Source organism: Streptomyces oryzae, from assembly GCF_017676365.1.
GTDB lineage: Bacteria > Actinomycetota > Actinomycetes > Streptomycetales > Streptomycetaceae > Streptomyces > Streptomyces oryzae.
This window is the reverse complement of the sequence record NZ_JADKMA010000043.1, coordinates 1-19,763: the sequence shown is the minus strand read 5'-3', so window position 1 is coordinate 19,763 and position 19,763 is coordinate 1. Positions and strand designations below refer to the sequence as shown.

The following is a 19,763-nucleotide window of genomic DNA, read 5'->3' as shown; positions in this document are numbered from 1 at the left end:
CGGCTCACGCCTCGCCGAAGGGGGAGGCGGGCTTGGGGATGCCGGCGAGTCCGCCGTCGGGCACCGACAGGCCGCCGTCCAGCAGCAGCGCCTGGCCGGTCAGGAACGCCGCCGCGGGCGAGGCCAGGTACAGCGCGGCCCACGCTGCCTCTTCCGGCTCCGCCCACCGGCCCAGCGGGACGTGCGCCATCAGCCAGTCGGACAGCGGAGCGGTGCCGGAGGCGAAGGTCGTCATGTCGGTGCGGGTCCAGCCCGGGCACAGCGCGTTGACCCGGATACCCTCGCGGGCCCAGCCGACGGCCAGGCTGCGGGCGAGGGAGATCTGCGCCGCCTTGGTCGCGGCGTACGCCTCCATCATCGGAGTGCCCACCACCCCGGCGACGGAGGACATCAGCACCAGGCTCGCGCGCGAGGAGGCGGCCAGGTGCGGATGGGCGTGCCGGCACAGCGCGGCCGAGGCATTCAGATTGACCGTCACCACGGCGTCCCAGTCGTCCTGCCGGGCGTACTGGTGCGGGGTCAGCTGTGGTGCACCGTCGGGTCCGCCGGGCAGGATGCCGGCGTTGTGGACGACGATGTCGAGTCCGCCGAGCGCCTCGGCCGCCTCGTCGACCACCGCGCCGGCAGCGGCGGGACGGGCGAAGTCGCCGGGTGCCGGAACGGCGGTGCGTCCCCGGCGGGCGACTTCGGCGGCGGTGTCCTTCAGCGCCTCCTCGCTCCGCGCCGACAGCGCCAGGTCGGCCCCGGCGTCGGCGAGAGCGAGGGCGACGGCACGTCCGATGCCGCGCGAAGCGCCGGTCACCAGCGCGCGGGCGCCTTCGACCCGGAAGGCTTCTGCCGTGGTGCCGGGCAGCGGTGCGGGTGCCGGGGTGAGTGTGGGTGAAGATGAGGCGGATGGGCTGGTCAACGCGCGCTCCTTTCCAGGGGTTCGGCGGTCGGTGCGGTACGGATGACGGGGGCGCCGCTCCAGGTGAGCAGGGCGCTGCCCCACGTCATGCCGGCTCCGAAGGTGGCGAGCAGGATGCGGTCGCCGCGCCGCAGCGGGCCGTCCACGGCTGCCGTGGCCAGCGCGTACGGCGTCGAGGCGGCGCCGATGTTGCCCACCTCGTCCGCGACGACCGGCAGCCGGCCCGGCGGGATGCCCAGTGCCGTGCCGACCGAGCGCAGCAGCCGGGGGTTGGGCTGGTGGGCGACGAAGGCGTCGATGTCGTCCATGCGCAGCCGGTTGCGGGTCAGGCTGTCGGATACGACGAGGGGGAACATCTCGGCAATGAAGTCCCGCACGGCCCGGCCGTCCATACGGATGGTGTGCCGGCCGGTGGCGACCGTCTCCGCGCTGGCCGGTGCCCGGCTGCCGCCCGCCGGGATCAGTACATGGTCGGCCAGCGCCCCGTCGGAGCCGAGGTGGAAGTCGGCGAACCCCTCGGTCGCCGGGACGGGTCCCAGCACGGAGGCGGCTGCACCGTCGGCGAACAGCACGGCGGTGCCCCGGTCGGCCGGGTCGAGGAACTTCGAGTACGCCTCGACGCCGACGACCGCCGCGTAGCGGCAGCCTGCGTCGCCCCGCAGATGGTCGTGCGCCACGCGGGCGGCGAACATCCAGCCCGAACAGGCGGCGCTGACATCGAGAGCCACGGCGTTGCGTGCCTTGGTGAGGGCCTGTACGCGGCAGGCCGTGGCCGGGCCGAGTTCGTCGGGGGTCGAGGTGGCCAGTACCAGCAGGTCCAGCTGTTCCATGTCGAGCCCGGCTGCCGCGACGGCGGAGCGTACGGCAGCGGCCGCCATGTCGGAGGCGGCCTCGTCCTCGGCCGCGGTATGGCGCTTTCGCACTCCGGTACGTTCGGCGATCCAGTCGGCGGCGACTCCGGCGTCGCGGGCGACCTCCTCGTTGGAGCGCTGCCGGGTGGGCAGATAGGTGCCCATGCCGAGCACGCCGATGGGTGATGCCGTGTCACGGTTCTGAGGTGCGTCAGCGGCAGGAGAGTGGGAGAAATTGCTGGTCACGGACGTCCTCCGGCGGGCCGTTGGCGGGTGGAGTTGAGCGCGGCCGCGTAGTCGGGGGCGGCCAGCGGGGTGGGTGCCATCGATTCGGGCGGGCCGAGACCTGCGGCCAGCTCGTCCAGGCAGGGCGCGAGGCGTGCGCACTGCCGGTCCGCCGCCGCTTCCAGCGAGGCAGCGGTTCCGGGCGAGAGCACTCCAGCCCACTGCAGCGGCCCGGCCAGCCGCAGCGCCTGGGTCGTTCCGTAGAGGGCTGCCAGGGTGCTCCGGGCCGGATCCGGGTCCCGCGCCGTGCTCACCGCGTCGGCCACGGACTGCGCGGCGAGCCGGAGGGTGTGGACCTCGCCCAGCTGCCGGGCCCGTTCCAGCAGCGGGTTCCACAGCTCCATACCCTCCAGCCCCTGCTGCCGGCGTTCGTCGAGCGCCGCCTGGAGGTGTGCGGTCAGCCGCCGTTCCAGCGTGCTGACGGTCCACAGCCACCAGGAGGGGTCGTCGGTGTCGGCGGGCGGGGAGGTCTCGTCGGTATCGGCGGGGGTGTCGCTCCCCTCTGCGAGGGCACGCCCGGTGTCCAGCAGGATGAGCCGGTTGTCGCCGCCGGCCGCACCGAAGGCTTCCGCGAAACCGGCGTATCCGCTCAGCCGGTTGACGGTGAGGTGACCGGCCAGGCCGCAGCGGCGCCGGCACTCCGCGGTGACCCGGGCTGCACCATCCACCGCCACTGCCTTGAAGGCGGACAGCCTGCGGTCGACCGCGGCCCACGGCGAGAAGGCCGTGTCAGCTGTTGCAGGGTCCTGCTCCCCTGGGTCCGTACGGGCGTCCTGCGACCGCTGCCAGAGGTCCAGCGCGGTGGTTGCCGCGCAGCTGAGGGCGTACGCCTCCGCCAACGCGCCGAGCAGGGCGCGCTGTTGAGTGCTGTAGGCCAGCACCGGGGCTTCGGGGGCCAGCTTGCCGTGCGAGCGCCGGTACTGGGAGTGGCGCAGCGCCGCCACCGCCGAGGCGCGGGCCGTTGCCGCGGCGGCCGACGGCACGGTCGCCCACAGCAGCCGTCCGACGTCCAGTGTGCGCTGGAGGGCTCGGGCCGGGTCACCGAGCGGGTCGTGGAAGACGCCGTCGGCGTCGATACGGGCGCCGCCGCGCAGCCAGCGGTCGTAGGGCAGCCGCGCTCCCCCGAACCGCACCAGCGCGTACTCCAGCGGCAGCGCTTCGGCGCCCAGAGCGCTGGAGACGGCGACCCCGGGCACCGTACGCCGTTCGTCGCACAGGTCGACCAGGAAGGGGTGGACTCCGCGGCAGACTCCGCCCACCACCAGACGCGCACACACCACGGCCGACTGCGGCCTGCCCGGCGCACCGACGCTGGAGAACTTGGCAGCGCCGGGATCCGGTGTGCGCAGGACGAACTCGCGGCGCTGCGGGTCGAACTCGGCGGTGGTACGGATCGCGAGGTGGCTGTTGGCGTCACCGACCTCGGTGACCAGGAAGACCCCTTTGCGGTGGCCGCTCTCCAAATCCTCCACCATGCGGGCGAGTTCGGCTGTGCCGAGCTGCCGCTCGTCCGCCGAGGCGACGACGGAGCCCAGGCACAGCACGTAGTGGTTGACGACGGTCATGTACAGCGCCGGGTCGGCAAGTGCCGTGCAGGCGCTCAGCGCTGCCGCCCAGTCCCGGTCGCCGAGCAGTTCGCGGGCGGGCGGCAGCACCCTGGCCAGCCGCGCCAGCTGGTGGTGGGTCAGGTGGTTCCGGCTCGTCCCCTCCCCCGGTTCGGGCGGCCGGGCGGAACCGAGCACTTCGGCGATGCGCTGTGCCTGGGGGGTACGTAACGGGTCGGTGCCGGGCCGGTGCGGGGTGCTCGGGTTGGCAGGGTCGGTCGGCGGACGGGTGGCTGTCGGCGTCATGCGCTCTCTCCCTGGGGCTCCCGATGAGCTGGGCGGTGCGCTGGGCGGGGCTCCTCCTCCGGGGCGCCGGGCCTGTGCAGGCGGTCCGGCCGCTCCCAGGGGAAGTCCGGCTCGGCGAGCGGGCTGCGCGCCAGTACGGCGCTGCCGTGCCGGGCGAGGACCCGCTGGGCGCTGCGGGTGAGGGCCTGTCCCGTACCGGACTCCAGGAGCAGCGCGGGCCCGGGGGCCGCGGCCCGGCCGAGTACGCCGGGCAGCCTGGCCGGGTGGGTCAGGCAGGCGGCCAGTCCGGCGTACACGTCGTCACCCCTGCCGTACGGCCCGCCGTGCACCGCCGAGTGGACCGGGGTGTGGGCCGGTTGGGCGGGCAGGGTGCGGATCGCCGCGGCGAATCCCTCGGCCTGCTCGGTGAGGGACGGGTGGTGGGAGGAGAAAGGCAGCCGGAGCCGAACGGCGGTCACCCCGAGGTCCGCCGCCCGCTCCTCCACCTGGTCGAGTTCCTGGACCGGGCCGCTGAGTACGGTTTCGGCCGGGTCGTTGACGCAGGCTACGGCCACCCTGCTGACCCCGGCGGCAGCGACCAGCCGCTCCGCCTCACCGGCTCCCGCCGCGAGCATCGTCATGCCGCCGCGGCAGCGGCTGAGAAACCGGGAGAGCCTGCAGGCGATGTGCGTACCGTCGCGCAGACCGAACACCCCTGCCGCGGTGAGCGCGGCGATCTCCCCGAAACTGACGGCGACGATGCGCCGGGGCGCCGCACCGATCGCGCACAGCGCCCGGTGGATCGCCATGGAGGCGCCGAACAGCGCTACTTGTGTGGTGCCCAGGGGCCCGGCGGCCAGCTCCCGGCCGCTCGGCGGGGTATCGCCCAGCAGCGCGGGTCCCAGCGCCGGCACCCCGTACGCGTCGCTCACCTCGTCGATCTGCGCGAACACCTCCGTGGCGGCCGCGCGTACCACGGCGTGGGTCCGGGCGGCGCGGATCAGCGGGGAGACGGCGAAGTCCCCCTGTCCGGGGAAGAGATGGACGACGGTTTCGGGTGACGGCGCCCAGGGGGCCGGCGGTTCAGGATCCGGTCGCTCGTATGCGGGGGGCATATGTCTCTCGCCTTCTTGCGGGGGGAGCTAGGGTGTCTGCGGGGAGCTGGTGTGCTGCTGAGGGGGACGGGGCGCGCCCTCCCTGGCGCGGCGAGGGGGCTTCCGCGGAAGGGCACACCGCGCGGGTCCACGCGGCCGGTGGCCGCTGCCCGGCGACACCGTGTTCTGGACTGTTTCGGGACTCTTTCGGACTTTTTTCGGAGCGGACCCCGCCTCCTGCCCACACTGGGCAGCCGGTTCCGGTGGATCCCCGGTGACGTGCGGCGCAGCGGTGCGCCTCGGCGGCGTGTGTGCCGGGGTCGTCGACGGAACGGCATCACCGGACGCACGGGCAACGCCTGGCCATGGCTGCGTACAGTCCGGAAATGCCCCTGGTCCACGCGGAACGGGCTCCGTCCGGGTATGCCTCCACCGAAGCACAAGCAGGGGCGCGGAGCTGACTGGTTCCGGTCACCAAGGCGTGAATGCGTTGAAAGCCCCGGGGCTGCGTAACCGGGCGGGGTGAGCCAGGAGACTCCCATGGGCCGTCGCAGGCCGAACCGGCAACTCGCCGCGCTGCTCGCCGAGTCCGGGTGGAGCGCAGGCGAACTGGCGCGCGCGGTCAACGCCCTGGGGACCAAGTACGGCCTGCGGCTGCGCTACGACAGGACGGCTGTCGCGCACTGGCTGGAGGGCTCCCGGCCGCGTCCGCCCGTGCCCGGCCTGGTGGCCCAGGTTTTCGGCCGGCGCCTCGGCCGCGCGGTGCACGTCGGCGAGACGGGCCTGGAGAGCACCGCGGCTGCCAGGGGTTCGGCGGATGCGGTGCTGAGCGCCGGTGATCCGGTGGAACGGCTGATCGCGCTGTGCCACGCCGACGCGGATCCCGGCCGGCGACTGGCCCTCAACCGGAAGATGTTCACCGCCGCCGACATCCCGCTGCCCGTCTGGCCGCAGGTGGCCGGGCCGCAGGCTGACCGACCGGTCGGTATGGCGCAGCAGATGACCCCCCGGCGCGACGCACGGCTCGCGGACATGGTCGCCGTCTTCGCCGATCTGGCCGAGAAGTACGGCGGCGCACACGCGCGTTCCGCACTGGGGGCCTATATCGCCGACGACGTCACCCCGCGCCTGGTGCCGGCGCCCGACGGCGGAGCCCCGGAGCCCGTGGTACTGACCGGCAGCGCCTGTCTGCTGCATCTGCTGGGCACGATGGCCGCCGACGCGGGGCTGCCGAACCTCGGCTACCACTGCTACCGGTCGGCGCTCGACCTGGCGCACCGGGCCGGCGACCGGAACGTCTACGCGATCACGCTGCGCACTATGGCTGTCCTCGCCCTGCGCCTGGACGACATGACGCGCGCCCGGCAGTGGTCACAGGCCGCCCTGGAGGTGGCGGCTCCGACCGCGACCCCCGACGTGCGGTGCTATCTCCATGCGGGGCGGGCGGCGGTGCGGGCGGCCGAGGGGGAGCGCAGGGCGGCCCTCGCCGAACTGCTGGCCGCGGAGCGCTCCCACGAGACGGCAGCCGGCACCGGGCCGGACACCGCTGACGGCGCCGGAGCTCTCGGCCCCTTCACGCGCTATCCGCCCGCCGCCTTCCACTACGTGCGCGGGGAGGTCCTGCAGGCGCTGGGCGACCACGCGCAAGCCGCCACCGCTTTTCAGGAATCGCTGGCCGTACGCCCGTCTGCCCACCACATCGCCCTCGTCCTCACCCACACACGTCTGACCGAGACCTCGCTGGCGCTCGGCGAGCTGGATGGGGCTCTGGAGCAGTGCCGGCAGCTGTGCGCGCACTACCCCTACACCGCCTCCCGGCGCACCGTCACGGCACTGACCACCGTCCGCAGGAGCCTGGCGCCCTACCGCCGCCACCCCCAGGCCCGCCAGATCCGCGACCACCTCGCCCAGCTGATGCGGCGCACCTCGGACGCTGCCCGCTGAGGGCCCGACGCCCGAGAGGGCGGAGGGCCAGGTACCTAGGGCGAAGGTGCGGCGCAGGGTGGGACCTTCTCCCGATGCCCGCGCGCGAGCCGGTCCCCAGGATGGCTGTCATGTCATCCAGAACGTCACCGCCCCCGGGCACCTCCGCACACGCCCCGGAGGGCCCGGCGTCCGGGCGCGCCGTGCGGACCTGGGCCGTCGTACTCGCCTCCAGCATCGGCCAGTTCCTCGTCGTCCTCGATGTGTCCGTCGTCAACGTCGCGCTGCCCGGCATCCGGGACGGGCTGTCGCTGAGCAGTACCGCGCTGCAATGGGTCGTCAACGCCTACGCGCTGACCTTCGCGGGGTTCCTGCTGCTGGGCGGGCGGGCCGCCGATCTGTTCGGCCGCAAGCCGGTCTACCTCGTGGGCCTGGGCCTGTTCACCGCCGCGAGCCTCGCCGGCGGGCTCGCTCAGGACGCGGAGATGCTGATCGCCGCGCGTGCCGTACAGGGGATCGGCGCCGCCGTCCTCGCACCCGTCACGCTCTCGCTGCTCACCTCCACCTTCCCGGAGGGGCCGGCGCGGACCCGGGCGATCGCGACCTGGGCCGCCGTGGGCACCGCGGGCGGAGCTGCGGGCGGGCTGGTCGGCGGGCTGCTGACGGACCTGCTGTCCTGGCGGTGGGTACTGCTGATCAACGTGCCCGTGGGGGTGCTCGTCTTCGCCGTCGTCCTGCTCGGGCTGCGGGAACGGCACGAGCGCACCGCCCGCCGAGGGCTGGATCTGCCGGGTGCGGCGCTGGTGACGGCCGGCGTCGCGGCGCTCGCGTACGGCATCGGCAGGACCGAGTCGCATGGGTGGGGCACCGCCGAGGTGCTGGTGCCGCTGGTCGGCGGGCTGCTGGCGCTGGGCGCCTTCGTCGTGGTGGAGGCACGGACCGCCGAACCGCTGGTGCCGCTCCGGCTGTTCAGGCTGCGCGCCGTCGCCGCGGGGAACGTGGTGACGTTCGTGGCCATGACCGGTGCCTTCGCGATGTGGTACTTCCTGTCGCTCTACATGCAGAACGTGCTCGGCTGGTCCGCGGTCCGGGCGGGGGTGTCCTTCCTGCCGCACACCGCGGGGGTCATCGTCGGTTCCAAGGTGGCGCCCAGGCTGATGACCCGGTTCGGCACCCGCACGATGGTGGCGGTCGGCGGCGTGGTGGCGACGGCCGGCTTCGGCTGGCAGGGGCTCGTACTGACGGCAGGCGGCACCTTCCTCGGCACGGTCCTGGGGCCAGGCGTCCTGATGGCCGCCGGTATCGGCCTGCTGATGACGCCGCTGACCGACGCGGCGACGACCGGCGCGGCAGCGCGCGAGGCCGGAGTGGTGGCCGGACTGGTCAACACCTCACGGCAGATCGGCGGCGCACTCGGCCTGTCCGTACTCGGCGCCGTCGCGGCCACAGCGGCCCCCGCGCACGGCGCCGGGCCCACCCCGGTCCGGCTCGCCGACGGCTATGCCGCCGCCTTCCTGGCCGCGGCGGCGTTCACCGCCGTCTCCGTGCTGCTCGTCGGCCTGCTGCCGCGGGCCGAGGACCCGCCACCGAGGCGGCCGGCCGAAGCGCCCGCGGACACCGCCGGGGCCGCCGAGGCCGCCGGGACCGCCGGGGCCGCCGAGGCCGCCGTCTGAGCCAGGGCTGTGCCCCCGATCGGCGGAGCAGCGCTGGCCCCCGCCCCGGCGCTCTGCTCATCTGGAACAGGCGGCTCACCAGTCGCGGACCGAGCGCGGCAGCACCGGCGCCAGGCGGCATGTGGAGGCAGGGACGATGCACGACGACGGGCCCCGCGCTCACGGCCGCGACCCCGGCTCCGGGCAGCCGCGCGAGGACACGATCGCGACCCGCTGCGCCGTTCGCCGCGAGCAACTGGGGCTGCCGCGGGAGGAGGTGGCACGCCGCGCGGGAATGTCCGTCGCCTATCTGAGCCGGCTGGAGACGCTGAGCGACGACTTCGACCCCGCAGCGCTGATGCGCCTCGCCGCCGTCCTGGAGATGCCGTACGACGAGCTGCTGGAAGGCCCCCGCGAGCCGGAGCCCGGCCAGGAACCGGCCGCAGGCCACCCTGTGCTGGCCCGGCTCTCGGAGGACGAGTGCTGGCAGCGGCTCGGCACCCACGGCATCGGCAGGGTCGGCCTGACCACCGAAGACGGACCGGTGATCCTCCCGGTCAACTTCCTGGTCGACGGCCGCACCATCGTCTACCGGACCGAGGCGGGCGGCGCCGCAGCTGCAGCCGACGGGGCGCAGGTCGCCTTCGAAGCCGACCACATGGACGAACACCACAGCCGAGGCTGGAGCGTCCTCGTCACCGGGACGGCGCACCACGTCACCGACCCCGGCACCGTCGAATCCCTCGCCGCCCGGCCGGGAGCCGAACCCTGGGCCGGCGGGAAGCGCGAGCTGTGGATCCGGGTCAGGCCCGCTCAGGTGACCGGCCGCACCATCCACACCCGGTGAGCGGCGCCGCCCGGGAACGGCGATCGTTCACCGCGGCGCGGGGGAGGAGGACTCTTCTCGGGTGATCGCCCGGTGGGAGGCCACGACGGTGACGGCGTCGCGGGGGTAGGTGCGCAGCGCGACGAGGCCCAGCAGCGCGGCGGCTAGCAGGGTGACCAGAAAGAGCATCAGGGTGTACGTCAGCCCCGGCCCGCCGCCACCGAACGCGTGCGCCGAGACGTACCCGAAGAGCGTGGGCGCGGCTGCCTCGCCGAGCGTGCGCAGGAAGATCCGTACTCCCTCGGCTGTGCCCCACATGTAGGGGTGGACGATGTCCAGGCGTGCCGCGTCCAGTGGCGGGTTGATCGCGCCGAGCAGGGCCGCACCGCACAGCAGCAGCGGCAGGGCGACCAGCAGGGTGCTCGCGTACAACGCCGGGGCGACCAGCAGCGGCACTCCCAGCAGACATCCGGCGGGGACGAGGACGCGACTGCTGACGACGCCGCGGCGCAAGAGGCCGTCGGCAACCCGTCCGCCCGTCAGGACGCCGACGACGGCGCCGGCTCCCACCATGAGGATCAGCAGGCCGGCGACCGAGGTGCTGACGTGGTAGTGGTCGGTGACGAAGAGGGTGGCGAACGAACGGAGCCCGGTGAAGTAGAAATAGCCGAGCGCGGAAGCGCCGATGAGCACCAGGTTCGTCCGTACCCGGAGGACGTAGCGGATCGACGACCAGCGGGACTCCCGGCGGGGATCGTGCCGCAGCACCGTTCGGGGGTCCGGCTCGGCCCCCGCCTGTTCGGCGGCCAGACCGACCGATCCGGCCCGCCCCTTCACCTCCTTCTCCTCCCCCACAGCCCGCCCGGACTGGTCACCCCCGGGCACCTGGCCGGCGCGGCGTGGCTCGGGGAGCCGGGCGACGGCCCATACCAGGGCGGCGCCCGGGACGACCAGCCACCAGTAGGCGAACCGCCAGCCCAGCGCGTCCGCCACCACGCTGGAGGCGGCGAACCCCACTCCGGTGCCGACCATCTCGCCGACCAGCACGAACCCGTACATCCGGGCGCGGTCGCCGGCCGGGAAGAAGTCGCCCGTCAGCGAGGCGACCGTGGGCCCCGCGGTCGCGGTCACCGCGCCCAGCGCGGCGCGGGACGCCAGCAGCCACGGATAGGACTGGGCCAGACCGGCCGCGAAGGTGGCCAGCACCCACAGCGCCGCGCTGAAGGTGAGCAGCCGGGTGCGGCGCACCCGGTCGGTCAGCAGGCCGACCGGAACGGTGAAGACCGCTGCCGAGAGCGCCACGACGCTCACCAGCAGCCCGATCTCGGTGTTCCCCAGCTCGAAGGCGTGCTTCAGGCCGCCCGCCGTCGTGGAGAGGGTGCCCTTGTCCGCGCCGTCCATGGCCAGTACGGCTGCCAGCACCACGGCCGCCCGCGCCCGTTCCCTTCCGCCGAGGGCTGCCACCGCGCGGCCGCCCAGCCGGCCCGGCCACGTCACCGGGCCACCGGGCTGCCCCGCCGACGAGGGCCGGAGAGCGGTCCAGTTGTGGCACGGTGCGGGGTCATGGGAGTTCCGCTTCCCCTCCCCCGCCGCCCGGGTGGGGCCCCGCGACGCGCGTCCTTCGTCCGGACGGCCGCGATCACCCGACCGCAGCCACCCGGCCGACGCCACCTGACCGCCTCCGGTCACACGCCCGGTTCGCGCGTTGCGACACGTTCCGGGTGGGCCGCACGGTGGTACAGAGGGCGGCATGCCGAACTTCCGATCCCGTTCCCCGCGCTCCCCGGGCACACCGGCCTCCGCCCTCCTCGGGGCAGCCGCGCTGCTGTTGGGCGCCGGCATGCTGACCGCCTGCACCACCTCCGACTCCCGCCTGTACGCGGGCCCCGGCGAGGCGTCGTCAACGGCCTCCCCCACCTTCTCCGGGCCCCGGAGCGCCGCGCCGTCCGGCTTGTCGGTGTCCGTACGCAGCGCGCTGAAGGGTGTGCGCGCCGCGGAGCAGGCGGTACCGCGTGGCAGCGCCTACCACCTCGTGCACGACGACGAAGGCGAGCCGGAGTGGGAGATCAAGGTCGCGGCCGAGGGCGGCTCCGAGTGGTCCGTGACCGTCTCCGAGGACGGCGGGAAGGTCACGGACCGGCACGAGGACCGGAAGCCGGACGACGACACCGGAAAGCTCGACACCTTCCACGCCACCCTCGGCGACGCCGTACGGCGGACGGCCGCGCGCCATCCCGGCCAGGACCTGCACTCGGTCGCCCTCCGCAAGGACGAGAAGGGCGAGGACATCTGGGAAGTGACCGTCAGCAAGGGCACACTCGCCGGGGCCCCGCAGACCCGCACACTGATCAACGCCGCGACCGGCAGGGAACGCGGCTGAGCCTCCGCCTCCGCGTCAGCTGCTCCGGCCCAGGATGCTCCCCAGCACGTGCCGAACAGCCGCTTCCGGCGCCGGGACGGGCGCCTCGGCGACCAGGCCACGAACCCGTCGGGACGCACCAGCACGGCGCCGCCACGGGGACGATGCCACCTCACCGGCCTCGGCGTCGGGTGCGGAGCCCGCCCCGCGAGCAGGGTCCAGCGGGCGGCGGCCAGGTCGAGGGTGGACACCCGGCTTCCGTCGTCCGCCGCCACCCAGCGGTGCGGAAGCCGGCCGACGGTGCGCGAGGTGCTCAGCTCAGCTCCGCTCTCGACACGATCAGCGAGCGGTTCGAGGGCCTGCGGGCCGCGCAGCAGCTGCTGAAGCATCTGCTGACCTGCCCCACCGAGGACCCGGCGCGCCAGTGCACGTATCTGCGGGCGGAACGCGACCAGGCGGTGACCGAAGCGCCGCGCGGCTGAGAGCCCGACGCACGTGTGGCAGGGCAGCAGCCGGGCGGGGCGGGCGGCCGTGCGGGCGGCGTCCGGTTTCTCCGGAGCAGGACGGCGCCGGCTCACCCGCCCGTACGGCGGCGCAGGGCAACGATGTTGGCGGCCAGGGTCGCGGCGACGGCCAGCCCCATGCCGAGTACGGCGCCGCCCAGGCCCAGTGCGGGGGTGGCGGCAGCGAGGGCCGGCACCACGAGGGCTCCGGCCACCACCAGCAGGCTGTGCCCCACGGCTCCGGAGCCGGTCAGCCGCTGCAGTACGCCCAGCACGAGCAGCGCGGTCACCACGGGCAGCGCCACGGCGAATCCCGCGGCCTGCTCGGACAGGTCTGCGTGGTGTTCGGCGGCGTCGAGGGCCGCCTCCAGTCCGGAGCCGAGCGCGGCCAGCGCCGCGAAGACGAGGTAGTGCCCGTAGCCCCACACCAGAGCGGTACGCAGGTTGGCCAGCACGGCGCTGCCGCCAGCGAAGTAGGTCCACCACAGGGCGAAGACGAGCACCAGCCCGCCGAGCGCGATCAGCACCACGGAGGCGGACAGGCCGTGGTCGGTCATGGCCGACTGGACGGCGGTGAAGCTGGCGAGGATGACCTCGCCGAGCACGATGATGGTGAACAGCCCGTACCGTTCGGCGACATGGCCGGGGTGCCAGCTGGTGATGCGCCCACGGGATTCGGCCCACGCCGGTACGGCCAGCTCGGCCACCACCAGCAGCACGAAGGTGACCGGTGCCCACACGCCGGGGGCCCACAGCCGGGCGATCCATCCGCACTGCACCACGGCGATCCCCGCGGCGTACCGCAGCGCGGTGCCGCGGCCTCCGGGGTGCTCGGCCGCGGCCCGGAGCCACTGGGCGATCAGCGCGACGCGCATGATGACGTAGCCGAGCACGACCACCGAGAAGTCGTTCTCCTGGAAGGCGTCGGGCACCCCTGCGGCCAGCACCAGCACACCGGCCATCTGAAGCAGCGTCAGCAGTCGGTAGGGCACGTCGTCGGTGTCGTAGGCGGACGCGAACCAGGTGAAGTTCATCCAGGCCCACCACACCGCGAAAAAGACGGCGGCATAGCCGGTGAGCCCGGACCCGACGTGCCCCTCGGCCAGCGCGTGGTGCAGCTGGGCTGCGGCCTGGGAGACGGCGACCACGAAGGTCAGATCGAACAGCAGCTCCAGCGGGGTTGCTGTCCGGTGCTCCTCCCCCGGGTCCCGGCCCTGCATCACCCGCCGCAGCGCCCCGGTCAGCTCCGCGAGGTTGCCGCTGCCGCTCATCCGCCCTCCTGCCGTCAGTCGTTCGTACTGTGAGGTCGTCGCCGATGTCGTCGCCGCGGACTCGGCAGGCCGGAGCCCCGTGTGGTCCGCTACCCGGCCGTCGGCCAGTCCCCGGTCCGGACGAACCGGTCCAGTTCGGCCTCGTAGGGCGCCGGATCGAGGTCCCGTGCACGCAGCCACTCGGCGCTGAGGTGGGTGTTGCGGTAGCCCTCTGCACTGTCCCCGATGAGGGCGACGACGCTGCCGCCGCTGCCGGCCGCACGCATGCGCGCCACCAGATGGCACACGCCCCACAAGGTGGTACCGGCAGCGGGACCGGCCTCGATACCGGCGACGTCGTGCAGCCAGCGCATCGCCGCGACGGACGCCGCGTCCGGCACCGGGATCACCAGGTCGATCACCCCCGGCAGAAAGCCGGGTTCGACACGGGGACGGCCGATGCCGGGTATCCGTGACGGCATTCCGGTGGCGTAGTCGGCGCAGCCGCTCGCCCACGCGGGGAAATAGGCGGAGTTCTCCGGGTCCACCACGGCCAGCCGGGTGGGGCGGCCGTGCCGTCGCAGATGGCGGCCGATCGTGGCCGAAGTGGCTCCGGTTCCGGCACCGGTCACGATCCACTCGGGGGCCGGCCGCCGCTCGGACCGCAGCTGGGCGAAGATCTCGTCCGCGACCGACGGCCCGTCCCAGGCCGCCGCTGCCCGTTCCGCGTCGGCGAAGTGGTCCAGGAAGTAGCCGCCACTGCGCGCCGCCACGGCACGGGTCTCCTCCTGCACCGCCGCGGGCGGCTGTTCCGCCGGCTGCCACCGCCCGCCCTCGCGCACGATCCGGTCCAGCTGTTCCTGCGGGGTCTTCGCCGGTACGACGGCGGTGAAGGGCAACTCCAGCAGCTGCGCGAAACGTGCCGCGGCGACTGCGACCGGCCCGCCCGTCGCGGCGAACACGCGCGTGTCCGCGGTGATCTCCCCGCTGGTGACCGCGTGACAGAACATGGCGCGAACCAGGCGGTATTTCATGCTGCCGGACGGGAGGGCGGACTCGTCCTTGAGGCGGATGTCGACGCCTTCCGCCGCCGGCATGGTCAGCGCCTTCAGCGGCGTGGGCGCGAGGCCCGGACCGTCCGCTCGGATCCGCCGGATCGCTTCCGCCGCCCAGGCGTGGGGGTGCACCGCGCTCATGGTGCCGGACCCTACCGGAGGAGCGGCGGCCTCGACGGCCGTGCGGAACCGGTGCCGGACCGTACGGAAAACGTGCCGGATCCCGTACGGAAAAAACGTGTTGTCGGCCGGACGGGCGTGTGGTTGCATGCCCGGCATGATCGTCCGTGCGCTTCTTCTCGGCTGCCACGGCGGGGTCTGACCGACCGGCACCCCGCCGTGGGTGTCGTGCTGCCGGTCTCACTCCCCATGACCGACCGCGCCGAGGAAGGCCACAGACCGATGAGCAGCACTCCCTCCCCCGCCGAGGCTCCCGATGCCCCCGCCGGGGCACCCTTCTGGAATCCGCAGCGTCCCAGTGGTATGCCGTTCCACCGCTACCGCCCCGCACATGAGCGGGTCCAGCTCCCCTCCGCCGCGAACGGAACGGAGCGCGACTGGCCGAACGCCCGCACCGAACGGGCCCCGCTGTGGGTGCCGGTCGATCTGCGGGACGGCAACCAGGCGCTGGCCGAGCCGATGGGGACGGAACGCAAGCGGCTGATGTTCGACATGCTGGTGCGGCTCGGTTTCAAGGAGATCGAGGTCGCCTATCCGTCGGCGAGCCGCACCGACTTCGACTTCGTCCGCCATCTGGCCACCTCCGGGGCCGTGCCGGACGATGTGACCGTCGTCGTGTTCACTCCCGCGCGGCCGGATCTGATCGAGCGCACCTTCGCCTCCATCGAGGGGCTGGCGCGCGTCGTCGTCCACCTCTATACGCCGACCGCGCCGGTGTGGCGGGACGTCGTGCTCGGCCGGGGCAGGGAGGAAGTACGGGCGCTGGTGCGGGAGGCGGCCGAGCAGGTGGCGCGGCTGGCGGATGCGCGCCCGTGGCAGCACATCCGGTTCGAGTTCTCCCCCGAGGTGTTCGTACTGACGGAGCCCGACTATGTGCTGGGGCTGTGCAACGAGCTGACCGAGCTGTGGGACGCGTCGCAGGACCGGCCGGTCATCCACAATCTCCCCGCGACCGTCGAGATCGCCACACCCAACGTCTACGCCGACCAGATCGAGTACGCACACCGCAATCTGACCCGCCGCGACGCGGTCATCCTCTCCGTCCACCCGCACAACGACCGGGGCACCGGGGTCGCCTGCGCCGAGCTCGCCGTGCTGGCCGGTGCGCAGCGCGTGGAGGGCTGTCTGTTCGGCAACGGGGAACGCACCGGCAACGTCGACCTGGTGACACTCGCCCTCAATCTGTACGCGCAGGGCGTCGACCCGATGATCGACTTCTCCGAGCTGGACGCGGTCCGCGCCACCGTCGAGCACTGCAACCAGCTCCCCGTGCACCCGCGCCACCCCTACGGCGGCGAACTGGTGCACACGGCGTTCTCCGGCACCCATCAGGACGCCATCAGCAAGGGCTTCGCCCACCATGCCCGCCGGGCCGCCGAGTTGGGGGTGCCGGAGTCGCAGGCGCCGTGGGAGGTGCCGTATCTGCCGGTGGACCCGGCGGATCTGGGGCGCAGTTACGAGGCGGTCATCCGGGTCAACAGCCAGTCGGGCAAGGGCGGAATCAGCCATTTGCTGCGTACCCACCACGGCGTCGAGCTCCCGGCCGAGCTGCGCGCCGGCTTCTCCCGCATCGTGCAGGAAGCCACCGACGACAGCGGGCGGGAGTCGACGCCGAAGGAGCTGTGGGAGCTGTTCTCGGCGGCGTATCTGGAGCCCGGCGAGGCGGGGCCGCTGCTGCTGGAGTCCTGGAGCACCGAGGAGACGGCGTCCGGCGAGCACCGGTTCACCTGCTGGCTGAGCGGCCACGGCGTACGGCCCGGCTGGTACGAGGGCACCGGCAACGGTCCGCTGTCCGCCCTCACCCGCGCTCTGGAGGGCGCGGGGCTGTCCGTGACCGTGCTCGACTTCGTCCAGCATGCCACCACGGCCGGTCCTCACAGCCCCGCCATGGCCTACGCGTACTGCAGGACCGGCGACGAGGACCGCTGGGGCGCCGGCCGTAGCACCTCCGTACTGACCGCGTCCGTACGAGCCGTACTCGCGGCGGTCAACCGGGCCCTGTGAGGGATGGGGCGGCCCGGCCGGGCGCTGCCTGGCGGCGTCCCGGCCGGGCGTCCCCGAACGCGCCTCAGCCGTGCGCGACGACGGCCACCGGCACGGCGGCGTGGTGCAGGACGGCGTGGGTGACGGAGCCGATACGGGCACCGGTACGGCCGCGCCGGGTGCGGCGGCCCACGACGAGCAGCGAGCCGTTGTGCGAGGCGTCGATCAGGTGGCCCGCGGGGCTGCCGATGCGGGATTCCTCGACGACCTCCACGTCCGGGTACTTCAGCCGCCATGGCCGCAGCGCCTCGGTGATCTCCGCCGACTTCTGCCGGGCGAACTCCTCGTGCAGCCCGAGCACCGGGGCCACGCCGTAGGCGTAGTAGGGCGGCAGGTCCCAGGCGTGGACGGCCCGCACGGCGGCGCCGCGCCGTGCCGCCTCCTCGAAGGCGAAGGCGAGTACGGCGTCGTTGGGGCTGTCGGCGTCGAGCCCGAGGACGACCGGGCGGAAGGCGGTCGCGGCGGACGGGATACCGGCCGGGTCCATGGCGTGCTCGTCGGCCGCCTGTTCCCGTGCCCGTACGAAGACGACCGGCCGCTCGACATCGGCCGCCACGGCCAGCCCCACGGAGCCGACGAGGAAGCCGCCGAGCGCGCTCAGCCCGCGGGAGCCGAGGACCAGCAGTTCGGCGCCCTTCGCGGCGGTGGTCAGCCGCTCTGCGGGCGGCCCCTCGACCTGCTCGACGGCCACCTCGACCCCGGGGTGGCGCAGCCGGATGCCGCCGGCCGCCTCGTCGGCCATCCGGTCCGTCCAGCTCTGCTGCGGCTCGGCTCCGGCCGGCAGCCTGGGCTGGGCGCCCCGGGCGGGCGCGGGTTCGCGGACGTGGAGCAGCCGCAGTGGCAGACCGCGCAGCTGGGCCTCGCGGGCTGCCCATTCGGCGGCGGCACGGCTCTCGGGCGAGCCGTCGAGGCCCACGGTCACGTTGCGGGACATGGCGTCCACCTCTCGTCTCGGGTCTCTTCCAGGGTCGGCACGGAAGGGGCGCAGGGGGAGGGCCGCAGGTCCCGGACTCGCCCTTCCGGCTCGCCCGGGGGCGGCCGTCCGGAGGGCGCGGCGGGGCGTTCGGCGGTCCGCAGCGTTCTTCGCGGACAACGCTCCATGCGACGAAACGGTGCCGGACCGATAACGGCCTGAAGGTGTCCGCATAACGGTCACGTCACGTCCGCTGGCAATTTACCTAGCTACTCGCCGTTATGTGATTTGCATCACGTATGAAACAGCCGAGTGCATGCTAGAACAACGCAACTCCTCAACCGGCACCACCCCTCGCCGGCGCTGTGGAGCACCGGTACCCAACTTCACTACCAGGGCGATCATGGTTCGTTCTCGCGGACCGATTCCCTTCTCTCGCCGATCGGACGACGGCGTTTGCTTCATGTCCGCTCACCGCGGCGCAATCTCCCATGCGCCGACCCGCCCCACAGGTGGTAACCACATTGTCACTCGACTCCATAACGAACTCCGTTGACAAGGCCGTCAGCGACTTCGTCGAACCCATCGCCACCAAGATGGGAGAAGTCGTCTTCTACGCCGTTCCTATCGGCGGCACGGAAATGCCCCTCATCGTCACCTGGCTCGTCGTGGCCGGCCTCGTCTTCTCCGCCTGGTTCGGACTGGTACAGATACGTAAGTTCCGGCTTGCGGTGGACGTCGTCAGAGGCAAATACGACGAAAAGGGGTCGTCCGGTGAGGTCAACCACTTCCAGGCCCTGACCGCCGCCGTCTCCGGCACCGTCGGACTCGGCAACATCGCGGGCGTCGCCGTGGCCGTCTCCATCGGTGGCCCCGGTGCGACCTTCTGGATGATCCTCTGCGGTCTCCTGGGCATGGCCACGAAGTTCGTCGAGGTCACCCTCGGCGTGAAGTACCGCGACGTGCACCCGGACGGCACCGTCTCCGGTGGCCCGATGCACTACCTGCCCAAGGGGCTCGCCGACCGCTTCGGCAAGAACGGCAAGGTCCTCGGCAGGGTGCTCGCGGTCCTCGCCTCGGCCATGGTGCTCTTCTTCGGCCTCTTCGGCGGCAACCTCTTCCAGGTCAACCAGAGCTACGCGCAGCTGGTCTCCGTCGCGGGCGGCGAGGACGGTGCTCTCGGCTCCTCGACGGGCGCCCTGTTCTTCGGCCTCGTGGTCGCCGTGGTCGTCGGCATCGTGCTGCTCGGCGGCATCCGCTCCATCGCGAACGTCACCAGCCGGCTCGTCCCCGCCATGGCCGCGATCTACATCGCCGCCTGTCTGATCGTCATCGTGGTGAACGCCGGGGCGATCCCGGACGCTATCGGCTCGATCTTCGAGGGCGCGTTCAACCCGGAGGGTGTCGCCGGCGGTATCCTCGGCGCCCTGATCATCGGCTTCAAGCGGGCCGCCTTCTCCAACGAGGCCGGCCTGGGCTCGGCCCCGATCGCGCACTCCGCGGTGAAGACCAAGCACCCCGCGAGCGAGGGCCTGGTCGCCCTGCTGGAGCCGTTCATCGACACCGTGGTGGTCTGCACCATGACGGCGCTGACCATCGTGATCGCCAGCCCCGCGAGCTGGCACAAGGCCCGCACGGACGAGTCCATCGGCGGTGTCACCATCACCTCGGACGCCTTCGAGACCGTTCTGCCCTGGTTCCCGTACATCCTCACCATCGCGGTGATGCTGTTCGCCGTCTCGACCGTGCTGACGTGGGGCTACTACTGCCTCAAGGCGTGGTGCTACCTCTTCGGCCGCAGCAAGGTCAGCGAGCTCACCTTCAAGGTGGTCTACACGCTGTTCGCCGTCGCCGGCGCCCTGCTCACCCTGCAGACGCTGATCGACCTGGCCGACGCGGTTCTCTTCTCGCTGGCCGTCATCAACATCATCGGTCTCTACCTGCTCGCACCGGTCGTGAAGCGGGAGCTGAACTCCTTCCTGGAGTTCGTCCGCCGCCGCAAGGCCGGGCTGCCGGACTCCGACGACTCCGACGAGGACTCGGCACCGGCACAGGCCACGGTCTGACCGCACTCCGGTAAGGGGGGCCCGCGT

Annotated in this window: 15 protein-coding genes; 7 read left to right on the top strand and 8 right to left on the bottom strand. The window is 73.1% G+C overall.

What is annotated here, in order from left to right; genetic code table 11:
• Positions 1-4: 4 nt before the first annotated feature.
• From ITI46_RS11080 to ITI46_RS11065, 4 genes are read right to left on the bottom strand one after another with little or no spacing between them, the layout of a single operon-like run.
• Complete coding sequence (locus tag ITI46_RS11080) at positions 5-853, bottom strand: SDR family NAD(P)-dependent oxidoreductase (RefSeq protein ID WP_209239316.1); 849 nt, start codon at positions 851-853, stop codon at positions 5-7.
• 50 nt (positions 854-903) lie between these two features.
• Complete coding sequence (locus ITI46_RS11075) at positions 904-2,004, bottom strand: 3-oxoacyl-ACP synthase III family protein (protein ID WP_372451904.1); 1,101 nt, start codon at positions 2,002-2,004, stop codon at positions 904-906.
• Positions 2,001-3,893: an acyl-CoA dehydrogenase family protein gene (locus ITI46_RS11070; RefSeq protein ID WP_209239299.1), complete on the bottom strand. Its 1,893-nt coding sequence runs from the start codon at positions 3,891-3,893 to the stop codon at positions 2,001-2,003. The genes ITI46_RS11075 and ITI46_RS11070 overlap by 4 nt, the downstream gene beginning before the upstream one ends.
• A complete protein-coding gene (locus ITI46_RS11065) occupies positions 3,890-4,987 on the bottom strand; it encodes an acyltransferase domain-containing protein (RefSeq protein ID WP_209239298.1) in 1,098 nt (365 codons plus the stop codon). The genes ITI46_RS11070 and ITI46_RS11065 overlap by 4 nt, the downstream gene beginning before the upstream one ends.
• A gap of 519 nt (positions 4,988-5,506) precedes the next feature.
• On the opposite strand from ITI46_RS11065, the gene ITI46_RS11060 reads away from it, so the two are divergent.
• From ITI46_RS11060 to ITI46_RS11050, 3 genes are all read left to right on the top strand, one after another.
• Positions 5,507-6,910, top strand: coding sequence for a tetratricopeptide repeat protein (locus ITI46_RS11060; RefSeq protein ID WP_209239297.1), 1,404 nt, complete (start codon positions 5,507-5,509; stop codon positions 6,908-6,910).
• 110 nt (positions 6,911-7,020) lie between these two features.
• Positions 7,021-8,562 (top strand): DHA2 family efflux MFS transporter permease subunit, encoded by a 1,542-nt coding sequence (locus tag ITI46_RS11055; protein WP_209239296.1) that lies wholly within the window; start codon positions 7,021-7,023, stop codon positions 8,560-8,562.
• Positions 8,563-8,698: 136 nt separating this feature from the next.
• Positions 8,699-9,388: a helix-turn-helix domain-containing protein gene (locus ITI46_RS11050; protein ID WP_209239295.1), complete on the top strand. Its 690-nt coding sequence runs from the start codon at positions 8,699-8,701 to the stop codon at positions 9,386-9,388.
• Positions 9,389-9,415: 27 nt separating this feature from the next.
• Here ITI46_RS11050 and ITI46_RS11045 read toward each other — a convergent pair whose 3' ends face one another.
• Complete coding sequence (locus ITI46_RS11045) at positions 9,416-10,864, bottom strand: MFS transporter (protein WP_209239294.1); 1,449 nt, start codon at positions 10,862-10,864, stop codon at positions 9,416-9,418.
• 253 nt (positions 10,865-11,117) lie between these two features.
• Here ITI46_RS11045 and ITI46_RS11040 point away from each other — a divergent pair, with 253 nt between their 5' ends.
• Entirely contained in the window at positions 11,118-11,747 is a 630-nt protein-coding gene (locus ITI46_RS11040) for a hypothetical protein (RefSeq protein ID WP_209239293.1), read from the top strand.
• A gap of 260 nt (positions 11,748-12,007) precedes the next feature.
• Complete coding sequence (locus tag ITI46_RS11035) at positions 12,008-12,208, top strand: hypothetical protein (RefSeq protein WP_209239292.1); 201 nt, start codon at positions 12,008-12,010, stop codon at positions 12,206-12,208.
• A 92-nt stretch (positions 12,209-12,300) separates the two neighbouring features.
• Here the strand turns inward: ITI46_RS11035 and ITI46_RS11030 are convergent, their stop codons facing one another.
• Both ITI46_RS11030 and ITI46_RS11025 read right to left on the bottom strand, forming a co-directional pair.
• Complete coding sequence (locus ITI46_RS11030; protein ID WP_247745801.1) at positions 12,301-13,500, bottom strand: low temperature requirement protein A; 1,200 nt, start codon at positions 13,498-13,500, stop codon at positions 12,301-12,303.
• An 89-nt stretch (positions 13,501-13,589) separates the two neighbouring features.
• Positions 13,590-14,675: a pyridoxal-phosphate dependent enzyme gene (locus ITI46_RS11025; protein WP_209239291.1), complete on the bottom strand. Its 1,086-nt coding sequence runs from the start codon at positions 14,673-14,675 to the stop codon at positions 13,590-13,592.
• A gap of 261 nt (positions 14,676-14,936) precedes the next feature.
• Here ITI46_RS11025 and ITI46_RS11020 point away from each other — a divergent pair, with 261 nt between their 5' ends.
• Entirely contained in the window at positions 14,937-16,718 is a 1,782-nt protein-coding gene (locus tag ITI46_RS11020) for a 2-isopropylmalate synthase (RefSeq protein WP_209239290.1), read from the top strand.
• A 64-nt stretch (positions 16,719-16,782) separates the two neighbouring features.
• Here ITI46_RS11020 and ITI46_RS11015 read toward each other — a convergent pair whose 3' ends face one another.
• Positions 16,783-17,691, bottom strand: coding sequence for a universal stress protein (locus tag ITI46_RS11015; RefSeq protein WP_209239289.1), 909 nt, complete (start codon positions 17,689-17,691; stop codon positions 16,783-16,785).
• Between the two features lie 503 nt (positions 17,692-18,194).
• Between ITI46_RS11015 and ITI46_RS11010 the strand changes: the two genes are divergently transcribed.
• Positions 18,195-19,736 carry an alanine/glycine:cation symporter family protein gene (locus ITI46_RS11010; RefSeq protein WP_209239288.1) on the top strand — a complete coding sequence of 514 codons (1,542 nt, stop codon included), beginning with the start codon at positions 18,195-18,197 and terminating at the stop codon, positions 19,734-19,736.
• The last annotated feature ends 27 nt before the right edge of the window (positions 19,737-19,763 follow it).